Source organism: Ralstonia sp. VS2407 (assembly GCF_052950655.1).
This window is the reverse complement of sequence record NZ_JBRFVG010000002.1, coordinates 559,975-573,691: the sequence shown is the minus strand read 5'-3', so window position 1 is coordinate 573,691 and position 13,717 is coordinate 559,975. Positions and strand designations below refer to the sequence as shown.

Sequence of the window (13,717 nt, the reverse complement as noted above, 5' to 3'; positions counted from 1 at the left end):
AACAGGACCGTGAAACGACTCCGCGCCGATGATAGTGCGGATTCCCGTGTGAAAGTAGGTCATCGCCAGGCTCTCCCATCCAACACCCCAGCTCCCTTCAAAGAGCTGGGGTGTTTGTCTTTGCGCGAACGCCTTGCACCCGGCTTCCTGCATCGATCTGCCAACTACTTCCCGGCAACACCCCCCCTCCCCTCGCACAAAAACAAAAGGCCTGAAGTGGCTCATAGAACGCTTTTTGTCGGGCATCCCCAGCAGTTTGGGCGAAGCCTACTTCAAAGTCCCTCCAAGCGGGTGCTTTGAGGTTTGCTATCGCTGCCTTGCAACGCACAAGCAAAACTAGATCGAGTTGAAGGAAAGTTGTGATACTGTATATTTATACAGTATCCGTTGGTTTGCGTTGGCGTTTCCATGTTTGCGTTGTCCCCGTCTCTTGTCATTGCCACAGATGTGGCGGAATGCTCCGTCCCCGCTGGATGCGCGGGGTCTGGGGAGCGTTCGCTCATGCCGAAAGCCTCGACGGTGCCATTACCGGAGGCGCTACATCCGGCTCTGTGGAGCGCTGGCCGCCTGGCGCGAGGCGATGGGCGTGTTCTGGCCACTGGATATGACTCGCTGAATGCCGAGTTGCCCGGTGGTGGTTGGCCCCTCGGCGGGCTGACCGAACTGCTGTGTCCACAATCCGGTATTGGTGAATGCCGGTTGCTGCGCCCGGCGTTGTCTACGCTGTGCGCGAGCGCGGGGCGCATCGCGCTGATTGCTCCGCCGCATTTGCCGAACGCAGTGAGGCTGGCGGGCTGGGATTTCTCTCCTGAACAAATCGTTTGGGTGCGCGCTGACAAGCCGGCTGATCTTCTGTGGGCAACCGAGCAGGTTCTGCGCAGCAAGGCTTTCGGTGGTGTGCTGATCTGGTTGAACCGGGCACGCTCAGGAGAGTTGCGCAGGCTGCAGGTGCTGGCCCAAGCAGGGGAGAGCGCCATTTGGGTGTTTAGGCCAGCACAGGCGCAGCGTGAGTCGTCACCAGCGGTGCTGCGGCTGGGGTTGGAGCCGGCGGGCGCCGATGCGCTGTCCATTCTTTTCCATAAGCGGCGCGGGCCGTTGCGTGAATCACCGTTGCTGCTACCGTTGGCCGACCCGCTTCGGGCCGGTCGCGCTTCTGTGCGTCCGTTGCCTGTACCGCCCGTCGAGCCGTTCATCATGGATCCGGCCACGGCGAATTTGCTCGCCGCGCTTTCATCTCCTTCGTCTTCTGTGACGTTCGACGCTTTGTCGGACGTTTCCGATCCAAACACTCTCGATCATGCCGTTCTGGATCGCGGTGCATCTGCCCCGTCTCCCACTCGACGCGCTTCGACCCCGGTGGTCTGACCCAGCCGCGCTGCCTTTGCCGGTGGTGGTGCTGGAGCAGGAGCGCGTGGTGTCGGTCAACCGTTTGGCGATGCGCGAAGGCGTACACGCAGGCCTGCGCCGGGCAGGTGCGCAGGCGTTGGTACCGCACGCTGTACAGCTTGACCGTGACGCGGCCGCCGAGGCGCGGTTGCTGCAATCGCTGGCGCTGGCGCTGCTGGCATTCACTCCGCATGTCACGTTGGACGTGGTGGATGAGGCGACTGTTTTGCTAGAGGTCGAGGCCAGCTTGCGGCTGTTCGGCGGGCATCGCGCGCTGTGTCGGGCGGTGAGGTATTGCGCGGTTCGGTTGGGCGCCATGCCGCAGCTTGGCACCGGGCCGACGGCACGCGGTGCGGCATGGCTTGCCAGTGCGCAACCGGCGCCGATGCGTGGCCGTCGTCGCACGGCAGCACGTCAAGGGCGCGCGCGGAGGGCAGTGCGGCAGGAGCGGTTGTCGGCGTTGCTTGATCAATTGCCGGTCGATGCGGTGGCGCGACTCACGCGGCCCGATTGGCTTGAAGGCCTCGGCTGCCGAACGCTGGGCGATTTGCGCGAGTTGCCGCGTAGCGGCCTGCGGCGGCGCTGCGGGCCGGTGCTGGTGGATACGCTCGACGCCGCTTATGGCAACGGGCACGAGAGCTTTACGTGGTTTACCGCGCCGTTGCGCTTTGATGTGTCGTTGGAATTGCCAGGACGCATCGATAACGCGGAAGGGGTGCTGGCAGCCTCGGAGCAATTGTTGTTGCAGCTGGTCGGCTGGTTGTCGGCGCTTCAATTGGGCGCCAAAACGTATCGACTCACGCTGGAGCACGAACGCCGGCGTGGCCGGGGCAGTAATGAGGCGGCCTCATCCACTCCGGTAGAGATCGCGCTGGCACAGCCGGTTCGCACGCTGGCGCACTTGTCGCGGGTACTGCATGAACGTGTGCATCGGCTCACGCTGATCGCTCCGGTGGTCGAACTGCGTTTGACGGTGACCGACGCCACGCCGCTCGCGCCGCCTACGGAATCGCTGTTTCCAGAGCCCGGTGGTCGCGCTGAAGATGCCGCACGCCTGATCGACACGCTGATCGCCCGGCTGGGTGCCGAGAACGTGCGTCACCCGCAGCCGTGTGCCGACCATCGCCCTGAGCGCGCCAACCACTGGGTCGAGGTAAATGCCGCAACCACCGCGCAGAGCCGTGCGACCGCGCGTCAGGCATTGGCGCAGTGGCATGCGCAGCAGCCGGAGCGCCCGCTGTGGCTGCTGGAGAAGCCGATCCCGCTGCTGACACGTCAGCACTATCCGTATTACCGCGGGCTGTTGCGGCTGGTGTCGATGCCCGAGCGCATTGAATCCGGCTGGTGGGACGACGACCTCATCAAGCGTGATTACTTCATCGCCGCCGGAGAAAAAGGCGAGCGTTACTGGGTGTATCGCGAGCGCGTTTCCGCAAGCAAAACCAATGCGGCAGACGAGGACGTTCGCTGGTATCTGCACGGCTTGTTCGGCTAAGCACGTCATGACTTCGGCCACGCCACTCTCCGTTCTGCCCGACTATGCCGAGCTGCATTGCATCAGCAACTTCACGTTCCTGACCGGCGCGTCGCATCCGCACGAGCTGGTGGAGCGCGCCAAGCTGTATGGTTATCAAGCGCTGGCGCTGACCGACGAATGCTCTGTGGCGGGCACGGCGCGAGCGCTTGTGGCTTCCAAGGAACACGAACTGAAGCTCATCATCGGCAGCCGCTTTACGGTGCGCAATGCCGATGGCGAACCCTGGCTGCGGCTGGTGCTGCTGGCGCAGAACATCGAGGGGTACGGCAACCTGAGCGAGATCATCACGCACGCGCGGCTGGCAGCGCCCAAGGGCGAATACCGCTTGCTGGCTGACGATTTGGCCGCGCCCCAAGGTGAACTCGCTCACCTGCGCGGCGTGCCCGACTGCCTTGCGATTCTGCTGCCCGATTACGATCCCGACCCGCAGCAATTGCTGGCGCAGGCGTGGTGGTGCCAACGCGTGTTCGCTGATCGGCTATCGATTGCGCTGGAGTTGCCGCTACGGCACGCGGATGACCGACATCGCGGCACGGTCGCGGCGGTGTCGGAACAGATCGATGTGCCCATGGTGGCGACCGGCGGGGTGCAGATGCACACGCGCCAACGCAAGCCGCTGCATGACGTGCTGACGGCCATCCGCCTGTCGAAGCCGCTTTCGGAGTGCGGATTGGAACTTGCACCCAGCGCTGAACAGGCGATGCGCACGCGCATGCAGCTCGCGTTTCTTTATCCAGACAAGCGTGGCGAGAAGATCCTGCGTCGGACAGTGGAACTGGCGGCGTTGTGCAATTTTTCTCTCGACGAGATCGAATACGAATATCCGAGCGAAGTCGTACCGGAAGGCATGACGCCGACCGAATACCTGCGCGCCGAAACGCTCGCTGGTGCCGCGCGACGCTATCCAAAAGGCGTGTCGAAGAAGGTGCGCGAGCAGATTCAAGAGGAACTCGGACTGATTGCCGAACTGGGTTACGAACCGTTCTTCCTGACCGTCTATGACGTGGTGAAGTTTGCGCGCAGCCAAGGAATTCTCTGCCAGGGACGGGGCTCGGCGGCCAACTCGGCGGTGTGCTATTGCCTGCAGATTACCGAGGTGAACCCGGACAGCGGCAACACGCTGTTCGCACGCTTTCTTTCGCGTGCGCGCAATGAGCCGCCCGACATCGACGTCGATTTCGAACATCAGCGCCGCGAAGAGGTCATCCAGTACATCTACAACAAGTACGGCGTGACCCGTACCGCGCTGGCGGCGGCGCTCATCACCTACCGCACGCGTAGCGCACTGCGTGACGTCGGCCGCGCGCTCGGCATCGATCTGGGGATCATCGAGCAGGTGGCCAAGGGGCAGGCGTGGTGGGATAGCCGTAAGGAATTTGCGCAGCGCGCAGGCCAGCAGGGGCTGGACCCGGAATCGCCGCTGGTGCTGCGCTGGGCGCAACTGGTGGATCAGTTGCGTGGTTTTCCGCGCCATCTGTCGCAGCACGTGGGCGGGTTCGTGATTGCGCAGGGCAAGCTTTCGCGCCTGGTGCCGATCGAGAACGCAGCGATGGACAACCGCCGAGTCATCCAGTGGGATAAAGACGATCTCGAATCGCTGCGCCTGCTGAAGGTCGACGTGCTGGCATTGGGCATGCTGACTGCCATTCGCCGCACGCTCGATATGGTGGATGCGTTGCCCGGACGGCGCGAGCACTACGGCGCGACGGCCAAGCTCGCCATGCAGAACCTGCCCGATGACGACAAGAAAACCTACGACATGATCTGCCGCGCCGAGACCATCGGCGTGTTCCAGATCGAATCGCGTGCGCAGCAATCGATGCTGCCGCGTCTGCGTCCGCGCGAGTATTACGACCTGGTGATCCAGGTGGCCATCGTTCGTCCGGGACCAATCCAGGGCGGCATGGTGCATCCGTATCTGCAGCGGCGTGAGGCAAAGCGCAATGGCAACACCGATTGTGTGACATACCCCGGTCCCGAGGTGAAAGCCGTGCTCGAACGCACGCTGGGTGTGCCGATCTTCCAGGAGCAGGTGATGGAGATCGCCATGAAGGCCGGCGATTTCACTCCAGATGACGCAGACCGCCTGCGCCGCGACATGGCTGCCTGGAAGCGCAAGGGCAATCTCACGCAGCATCAGGAGCGCCTGGTGCATGCGATGGTCGTCAAGAGGCGCTACGACCCCGCTTTTGTCGAAGCGCTGTGCAAGCAGATGGAAGGCTTTGCCGAATACGGCTTCCCCGAAAGCCACGCGGCAGGTTTTGCCAAGCTGGCCTATGTCAGCAGCTTCCTGAAATGCCACGAGCCGGCAGCGTTCTTTGCTGCGTTGCTCAACAGTCAGCCGATGGGGTTCTATTCACCGTCGCAACTGGTGCAGGAGGCGCGGCGCAACCATGTGCGCGTGCTGCCAGCAGACGTGACGGCCAGCGTTTGGGACAGCTCGCTGCATCTCCGCGCCGATGGCGAGGCCGGTGAAGATGGCTTGGTGCAGCCCGATATCCGCCTCGGCTTGAATCGCATTCGAGGCATGCGCAAGCCGGCTGCCGAGCGCATCGAAGCGGCTCGCGCCCAGGCGCCATTCACTAGCGTGGAGGATCTCGCCCATCGCGCCGCGCTCGACCGCCATGACCTGAACGTGCTGGCCGCAGCCAATGCCCTCAAGCCGCTGGCTGGCCACCGTCGTCAGGCGCTATGGCAAACGCTCGCCCTGCAGGAGCCCGGCCACGATCACGCGCTGCTGCGCCAGGCGCGTCCGGTGGAGGCGCCGCTCGAGCTACCCGCGCCTCCCATTGGTGAAGAGGTGATGGCGGATTACGGCAGCCTGGGGTTGTCATTGCAAAGCCATCCGGTAGGGCTGCTGCGCGGGCGGCTCGAACGCATGCGTTTTGCCACCGCCGCCACGCTGGCCGGCTATCGCAACGGGCAACTGGCACGCGCTTGCGGCATTGTCACGGTGCGGCAGCGGCCGGGCACGGCCAACGGCACCATCTTCGTTTCCATTGAAGACGAGACGGGCGCCATCAACGTCATCCTCTGGCCGCACTTGATCGAGCGTCAGCGACGTGAAGTGCTAAACGCCCAGTTGCTGGGCGTTTACGGCAAATGGCAATGTGAGCGAGAGACCCGACACCTTGTCGCTCAGCATCTGGTGGATTTGACCCCGCTTCTGGGGCGCCTCGCCACTTTCAGCCGCGACTTCCATTAATTCCTGTTCGACTGCCAACTGACCGCCGCGTCACCTTCGGCACGGCAATTGCGTGACGAGAGGCACGCGCAGTCGCCCCATCGTGATGCAGAGGGCTCAGGCGGTTCTCTCCCGCCGTGCACCCTCCAATTGGCGGATAGGGCAAGCGCGGATCGACGAAACGTAGTGCGGGTGCAAGGATTTGCGCTTGAGGCATCACAAAAACCGCCTGCCAAGCGAAGAAAACGGCATCTGTAAGGGAACTGACCCTCAAGGCGCCTTGTCACCATAAGCAGGGTTGATGAGATGCGCTTTCATCACGCGTCAATATTGGGTGCAGTCGAAATTACGTCTACTCTGTAGAAAACACATCACGGAGGCCGCCCCAAAAAGTGTGCAACGGCGTGCATAGATGAGAACCGCCACCGTTGCCGTGCTGTGTATGACCGCGGACGAAGGTGCAGCCACCCGACCCGCATATTTTCAGCCCATCGATCGGGTCCAGACCCGGCGGTGTTTCCCATCTCAGGTGCAGGAGCGAACAGATGGAACAGCCTTTCAAGCAGTTACACAGTCTGCGCAAGTCGCGCAAGCTCAAACAGGAAGATGTCGCCAAGATGGCCGGTATCTCTCGCGAAGCGTATTTGCGCGCGGAATCCGGTCGTGCCGATCCCCGCCTGTCGACGCTGATGGCCGTGGCCGGCGCGCTGGGACTGGAGGTCGTTCTGGCGCCGCGAGAAGCCGTTGCCGAGATTGAACGCGTGATTGCCAATCATCCGGCCCAACCAACGCAAGCGGGCGGTGGAGCGGAAGCTGGCCACGAGCGTTCGGAGCATGGCTCGATGGGCGGCACGGGCGGCGGTCATGGCCTGGCGGGCCAGTATCGCGGGCCGGAGCGCCATCCGCAGTCCGCCTATCACCCGGGTGCCTCGCACAGCCAAGCTGGCCAGCAAGGTGCCCCGCATGCGGGCGGCGGCGCCGAGGATCGCTCGCGCATGACGTCTTCGGACAGGCCGGGCGCCGGCGGTTCGTCGAGCGGCTCAGATCGCCCGGGCGGCGGTTCGGGTTCACGCGAGTCGTAAGCGGATCATTCTGGTATAGGCCGGGCACGCAAGGGCCCGGCTTGCGATTGAGCGCAGGAAGCAGTCGCACTACAATCGGCCGGGCAAACCTCGCCCGGTTGGTTTGTGCGCGTTTGCGCTAACGTTTCCTTCTCCTTTCCTATGCTCGGCGATCCGCCACGCACGCACATGGCGCAAGCCGTACCGCAACATCCGCCGTTCTGGCATCACCTCAAACAAGACGTTTTCTTCTGGTCGCTGTTGGCCATCTGCGGCGCCCTGACGCTTGCGGCGCCCAAGCGCATCGTTGAATATCCGGCGCTGATTGACTGGCACACCATTGCCGCATTGGCCGGTTTGCTCATCCTGACCAAGGCGGTAGAGGCCAGCGGCATGCTGCAGTTGCTCGGCCGGCGCCTGGTCGAAGTCGTCAGCAGCGAGCGTGTACTGGCGCTCAGCCTGGTAGCGGCTTCGGCGGCGCTGTCGACCATACTGACCAACGATGTGGCGTTGTTCGTGATCGTGCCGCTCACCGTCGGTTTGCGGCAGGTCGCCAACCTGCCGGTGGCGCGGCTGGTGATATTCGAGGCGCTGGCGGTCAACGCGGGTTCAGCGCTCACGCCGATCGGCAATCCGCAGAACCTTTTCCTGTGGCATCAATCCGGGCTGTCGTTTGGCGCATTTGTCTGGCAGATGACGCCGATGGTCGTGCTCCTGATGGCTTTGCTTCTGCTGGTGACGTGGCTGGCGTTTGCCTCGCACGAAATCCATCTGCATGCTGAAGCCACCGACGTGGAATTGCACAAGCGCCTGCTGGTGCCGGCGCTTGTCTTGTACGTGCCTTTTCTCGTGCTGACCGATCTGGGCCATCCGCTGGTCGCGGCTGCGGGGTTAATCGGGCTGTACCTGATCGGCGCACGTTATGTGCTGGCCCGGGTGGACTGGGGCCTCCTGCTTGTGTTCATGCTGATGTTCATTGACCTGCGGCTGGTGGCGCAGCTTGGCGTCGTGCGGCAGGCGCTGGACGCGTTGGCGTTGAGCAATCCAATGCATCTGTACTGGGCTGGCATTGGCGTGTCGCAGATCATCAGTAACGTGCCGGCGGCGATCCTGCTGGCCGAGTATTCGCATGACTGGCCGATGATTGCCTTTGCGGTCAGCGTAGGCGGATTTGGCACGCTGATTGGCTCGTTGGCCAACTTGATCGCGTTGCGCATGTTGGGTGACCGGCGCGCCTGGTGGGTGTTTCATGCGTACTCGATGCCGTTTCTACTGGCTGCGGCGGGTATCGTGTACGCGTGGCTGATGTGGCTGCGCTAGGCTTGCATGGCATCCCAATCGGGCGCGAAAGCTAGCCTAATGATGGCGCTCGGTACGGAAGCACCGCTGTGGCGTAGCGGTCAGCTGGCCGACTTGTTTTCCGATTGGCCGGACGAGCGCTTTGCGTTGTACGCGCTGTATCCGTCGCGTCGTTCCCTGCCGGCGAAGGTGCATGCGTTCATCGATTACTGCGTCGAGAACCTGCCTGCGGGCTAGCGTACAAAGCACTGCGGCCGCACTAGGCAGCCGCAGTGGATGACGCAAGAAACGTCAGACCTTCTTGGCCGATATCACCGCTTCGGACACATTGCGCGGGGCTTCGGCATAGTGCTTGAACTCCATCGTGTATGTCGCACGGCCTTGCGTGGCGGAACGCAGCGCGGTCGAGTACCCGAACATCTCGGCCAACGGCACTTCGGCCTTGACGATCTTGCCCCCGCCGCCCGCAATGTCTTCCGTACCCTGCACCATGCCGCGCCGTGAAGACAGGTCACCCATCACATTGCCCATGTAATCTTCGGGCGTTTCCACTTCCACGGCCATCATCGGTTCGAGCAGGATGGGGCCGGCCTTGCGCATGGCCTCTTTGAAGGCCATCGAGCCAGCCATGCGGAACGCGTTTTCATTTGAATCCACGTCGTGGTACGAGCCGAAGGTCAGGCGCACCTTGACGTCGACCACCGGGTAGCCCGCCAGCACGCCCGTGTTGAGCGTGTCACGAATGCCCTTGTCCACCGCCGGGATGAACTCGCGCGGAATCACACCGCCCTTGATCTCGTCGACGAACTCGTAGCCCTTGCCGTCGTTCGGCTCCAGCGTGATGACTGCGTGGCCGTACTGGCCGCGGCCGCCCGATTGCTTGACGAACTTGCCTTCGACGTCTTCCGCGGCCTTCTTGATGGTTTCGCGGTAGGCCACCTGCGGCTTGCCGACGGTCGCTTCCACGCCAAACTCGCGCTTCATGCGGTCGACCAGGATTTCGAGGTGCAACTCGCCCATGCCCGAAATGATGGTCTGGCCGGATTCCTCATCCGTCTTCACGCGGAACGACGGATCTTCCTGTGCCAGGCGGTTCAGGGCGATCCCCATCTTTTCCTGGTCGGCCTTGGTCTTGGGCTCGACAGCCTGGCTGATCACGGGCTCAGGGAACTCCATGCGCTCCAGCACGATGATGTGCTCCGGATCGCACAGCGTTTCGCCGGTCGTCACATCTTTCAGGCCCACCGCAGCGGCGATGTCGCCAGCCAGCACTTCCTTGATCTCTTCGCGCTGGTTGGCATGCATCTGCAGGATGCGGCCCAGGCGTTCCTTCTTCTGCTTGACCGAGTTGTAGACCGTATCGCCCGAATTGATCTTGCCCGAGTACACGCGAAAGAACGCGAGCTGGCCGACGAACGGATCGGTCATGATCTTGAAGGCGAGGGCGGCGAAGGGCTCGCTGTCGCTGGGATGGCGCTCAAGCGGCTCGTCCTTCTCGCCATGGCCTTCAATGGCGGGGATGTCCACCGGCGAAGGCAGGTAGTCGACCACCGCGTCCAGCATGGCCTGCACGCCCTTGTTCTTGAAAGCGGAGCCGCACAGCATCGGCTGGATTTCGCCGGCAATGGTGCGTTTGCGCAAGGCGCGCTTGATCTCTTCCTCGGTCAGCTCTTCGCCGCCGAGGTACTTGTTGAGCAGTTCTTCATCCGCTTCCGCCGCGGCTTCCACCATCTTTTCGCGCCATTCCTGCGCGATGGGCAGCAGCGCCGGGTCAATGTCGGTGTATTCGAACTTCACGCCCTGCGAGGCATCGTCCCACAAGATCTCTTTCATCTTGACGAGGTCGACCACGCCGCGGAAACCGTCTTCCGCGCCAACGGGAATCTGGATCGGCACCGGGTTGCCCTTCAGGCGTTCACGCATCTGGCGCTCCACACGGAAAAAATCCGCACCGATGCGGTCCATCTTGTTGACGAACGCAATGCGCGGCACCTTGTACTTGTTGGCCTGGCGCCAGACGGTTTCGGACTGCGGCTGCACGCCGCCCACGGAGTCGTAGACCATGCAGGCGCCGTCGAGCACGCGCATGGAGCGTTCCACCTCGATGGTGAAATCGACGTGGCCCGGGGTGTCGATGATGTTGATGCGGTGTTCCGGGTAGTTACCGGCCATGCCGCGCCACATGCAGTGCGTGGCCGCCGACGTGATGGTGATGCCGCGCTCTTGCTCCTGCTCCATCCAGTCCATCGTGGCCGCGCCGTCATGCACCTCGCCTATCTTGTGATTGACCCCTGTGTAGAACAGGATGCGCTCGGTCGTGGTGGTTTTGCCGGCGTCGATGTGCGCCGAGATGCCGATGTTGCGATAGCGCTCGATGGGGGTCTGGCGGGGCATGATGTTTCTCTTCCGTTGAAGGACACTCGCATCGCCGACTCCGCACCATGCGAAGGGCGAATGTGCGAGTGGGAACACATTATAGGATCGGTCCTAACCCATCGCATGTAGGGGTATTGGATGAGATTTCACCCCCTTGCTCCCTCATATGCGAGTTGGTGCAGGCGTGCAAAGTCGAGCAGTTCGATTTCTCCGTACGCCAGCCTGAGGATGCCGCGCGCCTGGAAATCCTTCAAAACCTGGTTCACGGTTTGGCGCGACAGTGCCAGCAATTGCGCAAGCTGTTCTTGTGGCACGTGCAGCACACGCCGCGTGCCCAGACGCAGGTCGCCATAGCCGTCGGCCATCAGTAGCAGGCGCCGCGCGACGCGCACGGGGGCCGGCAGCAGGGCAGTCTCTTCGAGCACGATAAAGGTCAGACGCAGCTTGTGGGTCAGCAGCAAGGCAAACGCATGCAGCAGCGGGGGTGAGCTATCCAGCAGGGCGATGAGCGCCGCTTGCGGCATGTGCAGCAACGTCGTATTGCCGTCGGCGCGGGCATCGTGCGTGCGCGGTTGGCGATCGAACACCCCGATCTCACCAAACCAGTTAACCGGTTCCAGCACGGCCAGCAAGGCTTCGCGGCCGTCCGCACTCGTCGCACCGATGCGGATCGTGCCCTCCACCACGCAGTACAGGCCGTCGGGTGCGTCGCCACGCTGGAAGAGGATCTCGCCAGCGCCCAGGCGACGCACCCCCGCAATGTCGATCAATGCGTCCTGCAAGGTCGCGTCCAACGTCCCGAACCAGCTGCTGGCGTGCAGGCGTTCGCGGTACGAGGCGGCGTCCAGCGTGCCGGATGTGGCGACGGGGTGGTCCATGAGGGGCGACTGAGGAGCGCTTCGGAAACGTGGAATTTGTCGGCTACGCGACAGAGCAGGGTGCCATCCACTGACTACGATGAAACGATCATAACGAGCGTGCGGCTGGAGCGTCCATGCTGCAAACGCACAAAATCCGGAGGCCCTCATGCGGACATTGTCTGACCATCTTTCCAACTACGCCGCCTACCACCTGGACGGCCGCAATATTGCCACGCACTTTGTCGGCGTCCCGGCGATTGTGCTGGCGGTCGCGGTGTTGCTGTCGCGGCCCGTGCTGGCAGACCTGTTAGGTGTGCCCGTGACGCCCGCGCTGATCGTGCTAGCGCTGACGACACTGTTCTACCTGCGCTTGGATGCGGTGTTCGGCGTAGTGATGTTTGCGCTGATCGGCGTCTGCGTATGGACCGGCAACCATGTGGCCGCGCATTCGACGGCAGCGTGGTTGTCAGTGGGCATTGGCCTGTTCGTGATTGGCTGGATCATCCAGTTTGTCGGTCACTACTACGAAGGACGCAAGCCGGCGTTTGTTGATGACCTGGCGGGCCTGGTGATCGGCCCGCTGTTCCTCGTGGCCGAGACGGCGTTTGCTCTGGGTTTGCGCGCGAAGTTGCACGACGAGGTGGTCAGCCGTTCGCACGCCATGCGCGCCTCGATGGGCGGCAAGCACGCTGCCGCCTGAGCTGCTCGCCCCGGGCTATTACCCTGCAAGCTTTGCGGCCGGCTGAAAGACCGGTGCGCGATTCTGCATGCCCGCCAGCACCGCCTCACGCTGATTGGCCGCACCGATCAGCCGGTCTTGCTCGATCGACTCCGCCAGCAGAATGGCGGCGGTGTCGCCATCTTCCACAACACGCATCAAGCGCTTGCCGGCGCGGATGGCGTCGGGGCTCTTCTGAGCAATGTCGCGCGCTGCCGCCAGCGCTGCAGCGTGCGGATCGTCCACGACGTGCGTCGCCAGCCCCAGGTCGCAGGCTTCTTCGCCAGTGACGACGCGGCCGCTGTAGATCAGCTCGCGCAGTCGATCCGGGCGGACCAGGCCGCGCGTGAGCGCCATGCCGCCCATGTCGGGCACCAGGCCCCATTTGATTTCCATGACCGACAGGCGCGTGTCGGCGGCTACGTAGCGCACGTCCGCGCCCAGCGCGATCTGCAGGCCGCCGCCATAAGCGACACCATGCACCGCGGCCAGCACCGGCACCGGCAGGTCGCGCCATACCGTGCAGGCGTATTGCGGCAGATTGGCCGCCCCATGCGTGCGCTTCGCAAGACGGCCGGCGCTGATGTCTGAACCCGCATCGCTGCGGCCCAGGCTCGCCATGCTGGCCATGTCCAGTCCGGCGCAAAAGGCCCGCCCCTCGCCCGAAAGCACCACGGCTCGTAGATCTGCCTCGTTCATCAGGCGCTCGCCAATGGTGACGAGCGCTTCGAACATGGCAGGGTCGATGGCGTTCATCTTCTCGGGACGGTTGAGCCGGACTTCGGCCACGCCAGCGTCGATGTTGAGCAGGATGCGTTCAGTCATGAAAAAGTGTCCTGTGCGAGGTAGGGGTCGAATCAGTCGGGAGCGATGTCCAATACATCGCGCTTGTCCTTCACTTGCGCCCAATGCGCATGATCGGGCAGCGGCGGTTGCACCTTGGTCAGGCGGGGCCAGTCGGCGCGACGAGAGAGTTGTGCGTTCAAGGCGATGAAGTCCTGCTGGTCCGCAGGCACCTCAGCCACCGGATAGATCGCGCCCACCGGGCACTCCGGTACGCAGATCGAGCAATCGATGCATTCATCCGGATCGATCACCAGAAAATTCGGGCCGGCGTGGAAGCAGTCCATCGGGCAGACGGCGACGCAGTCGGTGTATTTGCATTGAATGCAGGACTCGGTAACTACATATGGCATAACTACGCGGGGTGTTCAAAACTTGTTCAAAATTCGTTCAGAATTATGCGGCATCAGGCCTCACCCCGTGAGGGGCTCACTGCGTGGGTTTGCATACACG

11 protein-coding genes are annotated in these 13,717 nt (G+C 63.0%); 7 read left to right on the top strand and 4 right to left on the bottom strand.

The genetic code is table 11. The features are described 5' to 3' along the window. Nucleotides 1–408: 408 nt before the first annotated feature. From imuA to ACU8YE_RS05655, 6 genes are all read left to right on the top strand, one after another. Complete coding sequence (gene imuA, locus ACU8YE_RS05680) at nucleotides 409–1,365, top strand: translesion DNA synthesis-associated protein ImuA (RefSeq protein WP_446928280.1); 957 nt, start codon at nucleotides 409–411, stop codon at nucleotides 1,363–1,365. Beyond that, a complete protein-coding gene (locus ACU8YE_RS05675) occupies nucleotides 1,298–2,881 on the top strand; it encodes a Y-family DNA polymerase (RefSeq protein ID WP_446928279.1) in 1,584 nt (527 codons plus the stop codon). The genes imuA and ACU8YE_RS05675 overlap by 68 nt, the downstream gene beginning before the upstream one ends. 7 nt (nucleotides 2,882–2,888) lie before the next feature. Beyond that, entirely contained in the window at nucleotides 2,889–6,128 is a 3,240-nt protein-coding gene (locus tag ACU8YE_RS05670) for an error-prone DNA polymerase (protein ID WP_446928278.1), read from the top strand. Between the two features lie 524 nt (nucleotides 6,129–6,652). Continuing rightward, entirely contained in the window at nucleotides 6,653–7,189 is a 537-nt protein-coding gene (locus ACU8YE_RS05665; RefSeq protein WP_414562393.1) for a helix-turn-helix domain-containing protein, read from the top strand. Between the two features lie 141 nt (nucleotides 7,190–7,330). Then, entirely contained in the window at nucleotides 7,331–8,488 is a 1,158-nt protein-coding gene (locus ACU8YE_RS05660; protein WP_232039335.1) for an SLC13 family permease, read from the top strand. 6 nt (nucleotides 8,489–8,494) lie between these two features. After that, nucleotides 8,495–8,704: a hypothetical protein gene (locus ACU8YE_RS05655; protein ID WP_440077133.1), complete on the top strand. Its 210-nt coding sequence runs from the start codon at nucleotides 8,495–8,497 to the stop codon at nucleotides 8,702–8,704. Between the two features lie 54 nt (nucleotides 8,705–8,758). Here ACU8YE_RS05655 and fusA read toward each other — a convergent pair whose 3' ends face one another. Then, entirely contained in the window at nucleotides 8,759–10,861 is a 2,103-nt protein-coding gene (gene fusA, locus ACU8YE_RS05650; RefSeq protein WP_440077134.1) for an elongation factor G, read from the bottom strand. A gap of 128 nt (nucleotides 10,862–10,989) precedes the next feature. Next, a complete protein-coding gene (locus ACU8YE_RS05645; protein ID WP_446928277.1) occupies nucleotides 10,990–11,721 on the bottom strand; it encodes a Crp/Fnr family transcriptional regulator in 732 nt (243 codons plus the stop codon). Between the two features lie 148 nt (nucleotides 11,722–11,869). Between ACU8YE_RS05645 and ACU8YE_RS05640 the strand changes: the two genes are divergently transcribed. Then, a complete protein-coding gene (locus ACU8YE_RS05640) occupies nucleotides 11,870–12,403 on the top strand; it encodes an Mpo1 family 2-hydroxy fatty acid dioxygenase (RefSeq protein ID WP_446928276.1) in 534 nt (177 codons plus the stop codon). 18 nt (nucleotides 12,404–12,421) lie between these two features. On the opposite strand, the gene ACU8YE_RS05635 is transcribed toward ACU8YE_RS05640, so the two are convergent. Together ACU8YE_RS05635 and fdxA are read right to left on the bottom strand one after the other, a co-directional pair. Then, nucleotides 12,422–13,246, bottom strand: coding sequence for a crotonase/enoyl-CoA hydratase family protein (locus ACU8YE_RS05635; RefSeq protein WP_446928275.1), 825 nt, complete (start codon nucleotides 13,244–13,246; stop codon nucleotides 12,422–12,424). Nucleotides 13,247–13,278: 32 nt separating this feature from the next. Next, nucleotides 13,279–13,617, bottom strand: coding sequence for a ferredoxin FdxA (fdxA, locus tag ACU8YE_RS05630; RefSeq protein ID WP_316871132.1), 339 nt, complete (start codon nucleotides 13,615–13,617; stop codon nucleotides 13,279–13,281). Between the last annotated feature and the right edge of the window lie 100 nt (nucleotides 13,618–13,717).

What these genes read in the sequence shown, in the direction of transcription:
- imuA (WP_446928280.1), top strand. Translation starts at nt 409, where the DNA reads ATGTTTGCGTTGTCCCCGTCTCTTGTCATTGCCACAGATGTGGCGGAA.
- ACU8YE_RS05675 (WP_446928279.1), top strand. Translation starts at nt 1,298, where the DNA reads ATGCCGTTCTGGATCGCGGTGCATCTGCCCCGTCTCCCACTCGACGCG.
- ACU8YE_RS05670 (WP_446928278.1), top strand. Translation starts at nt 2,889, where the DNA reads ATGACTTCGGCCACGCCACTCTCCGTTCTGCCCGACTATGCCGAGCTG.
- ACU8YE_RS05665 (WP_414562393.1), top strand. Translation starts at nt 6,653, where the DNA reads ATGGAACAGCCTTTCAAGCAGTTACACAGTCTGCGCAAGTCGCGCAAG.
- ACU8YE_RS05660 (WP_232039335.1), top strand. Translation starts at nt 7,331, where the DNA reads ATGCTCGGCGATCCGCCACGCACGCACATGGCGCAAGCCGTACCGCAA.
- ACU8YE_RS05655 (WP_440077133.1), top strand. Translation starts at nt 8,495, where the DNA reads ATGGCATCCCAATCGGGCGCGAAAGCTAGCCTAATGATGGCGCTCGGT.
- fusA (WP_440077134.1), bottom strand. Translation starts at nt 10,861, where the DNA reads ATGCCCCGCCAGACCCCCATCGAGCGCTATCGCAACATCGGCATCTCG.
- ACU8YE_RS05645 (WP_446928277.1), bottom strand. Translation starts at nt 11,721, where the DNA reads ATGGACCACCCCGTCGCCACATCCGGCACGCTGGACGCCGCCTCGTAC.
- ACU8YE_RS05640 (WP_446928276.1), top strand. Translation starts at nt 11,870, where the DNA reads ATGCGGACATTGTCTGACCATCTTTCCAACTACGCCGCCTACCACCTG.
- ACU8YE_RS05635 (WP_446928275.1), bottom strand. Translation starts at nt 13,246, where the DNA reads ATGACTGAACGCATCCTGCTCAACATCGACGCTGGCGTGGCCGAAGTC.
- fdxA (WP_316871132.1), bottom strand. Translation starts at nt 13,617, where the DNA reads ATGCCATATGTAGTTACCGAGTCCTGCATTCAATGCAAATACACCGAC.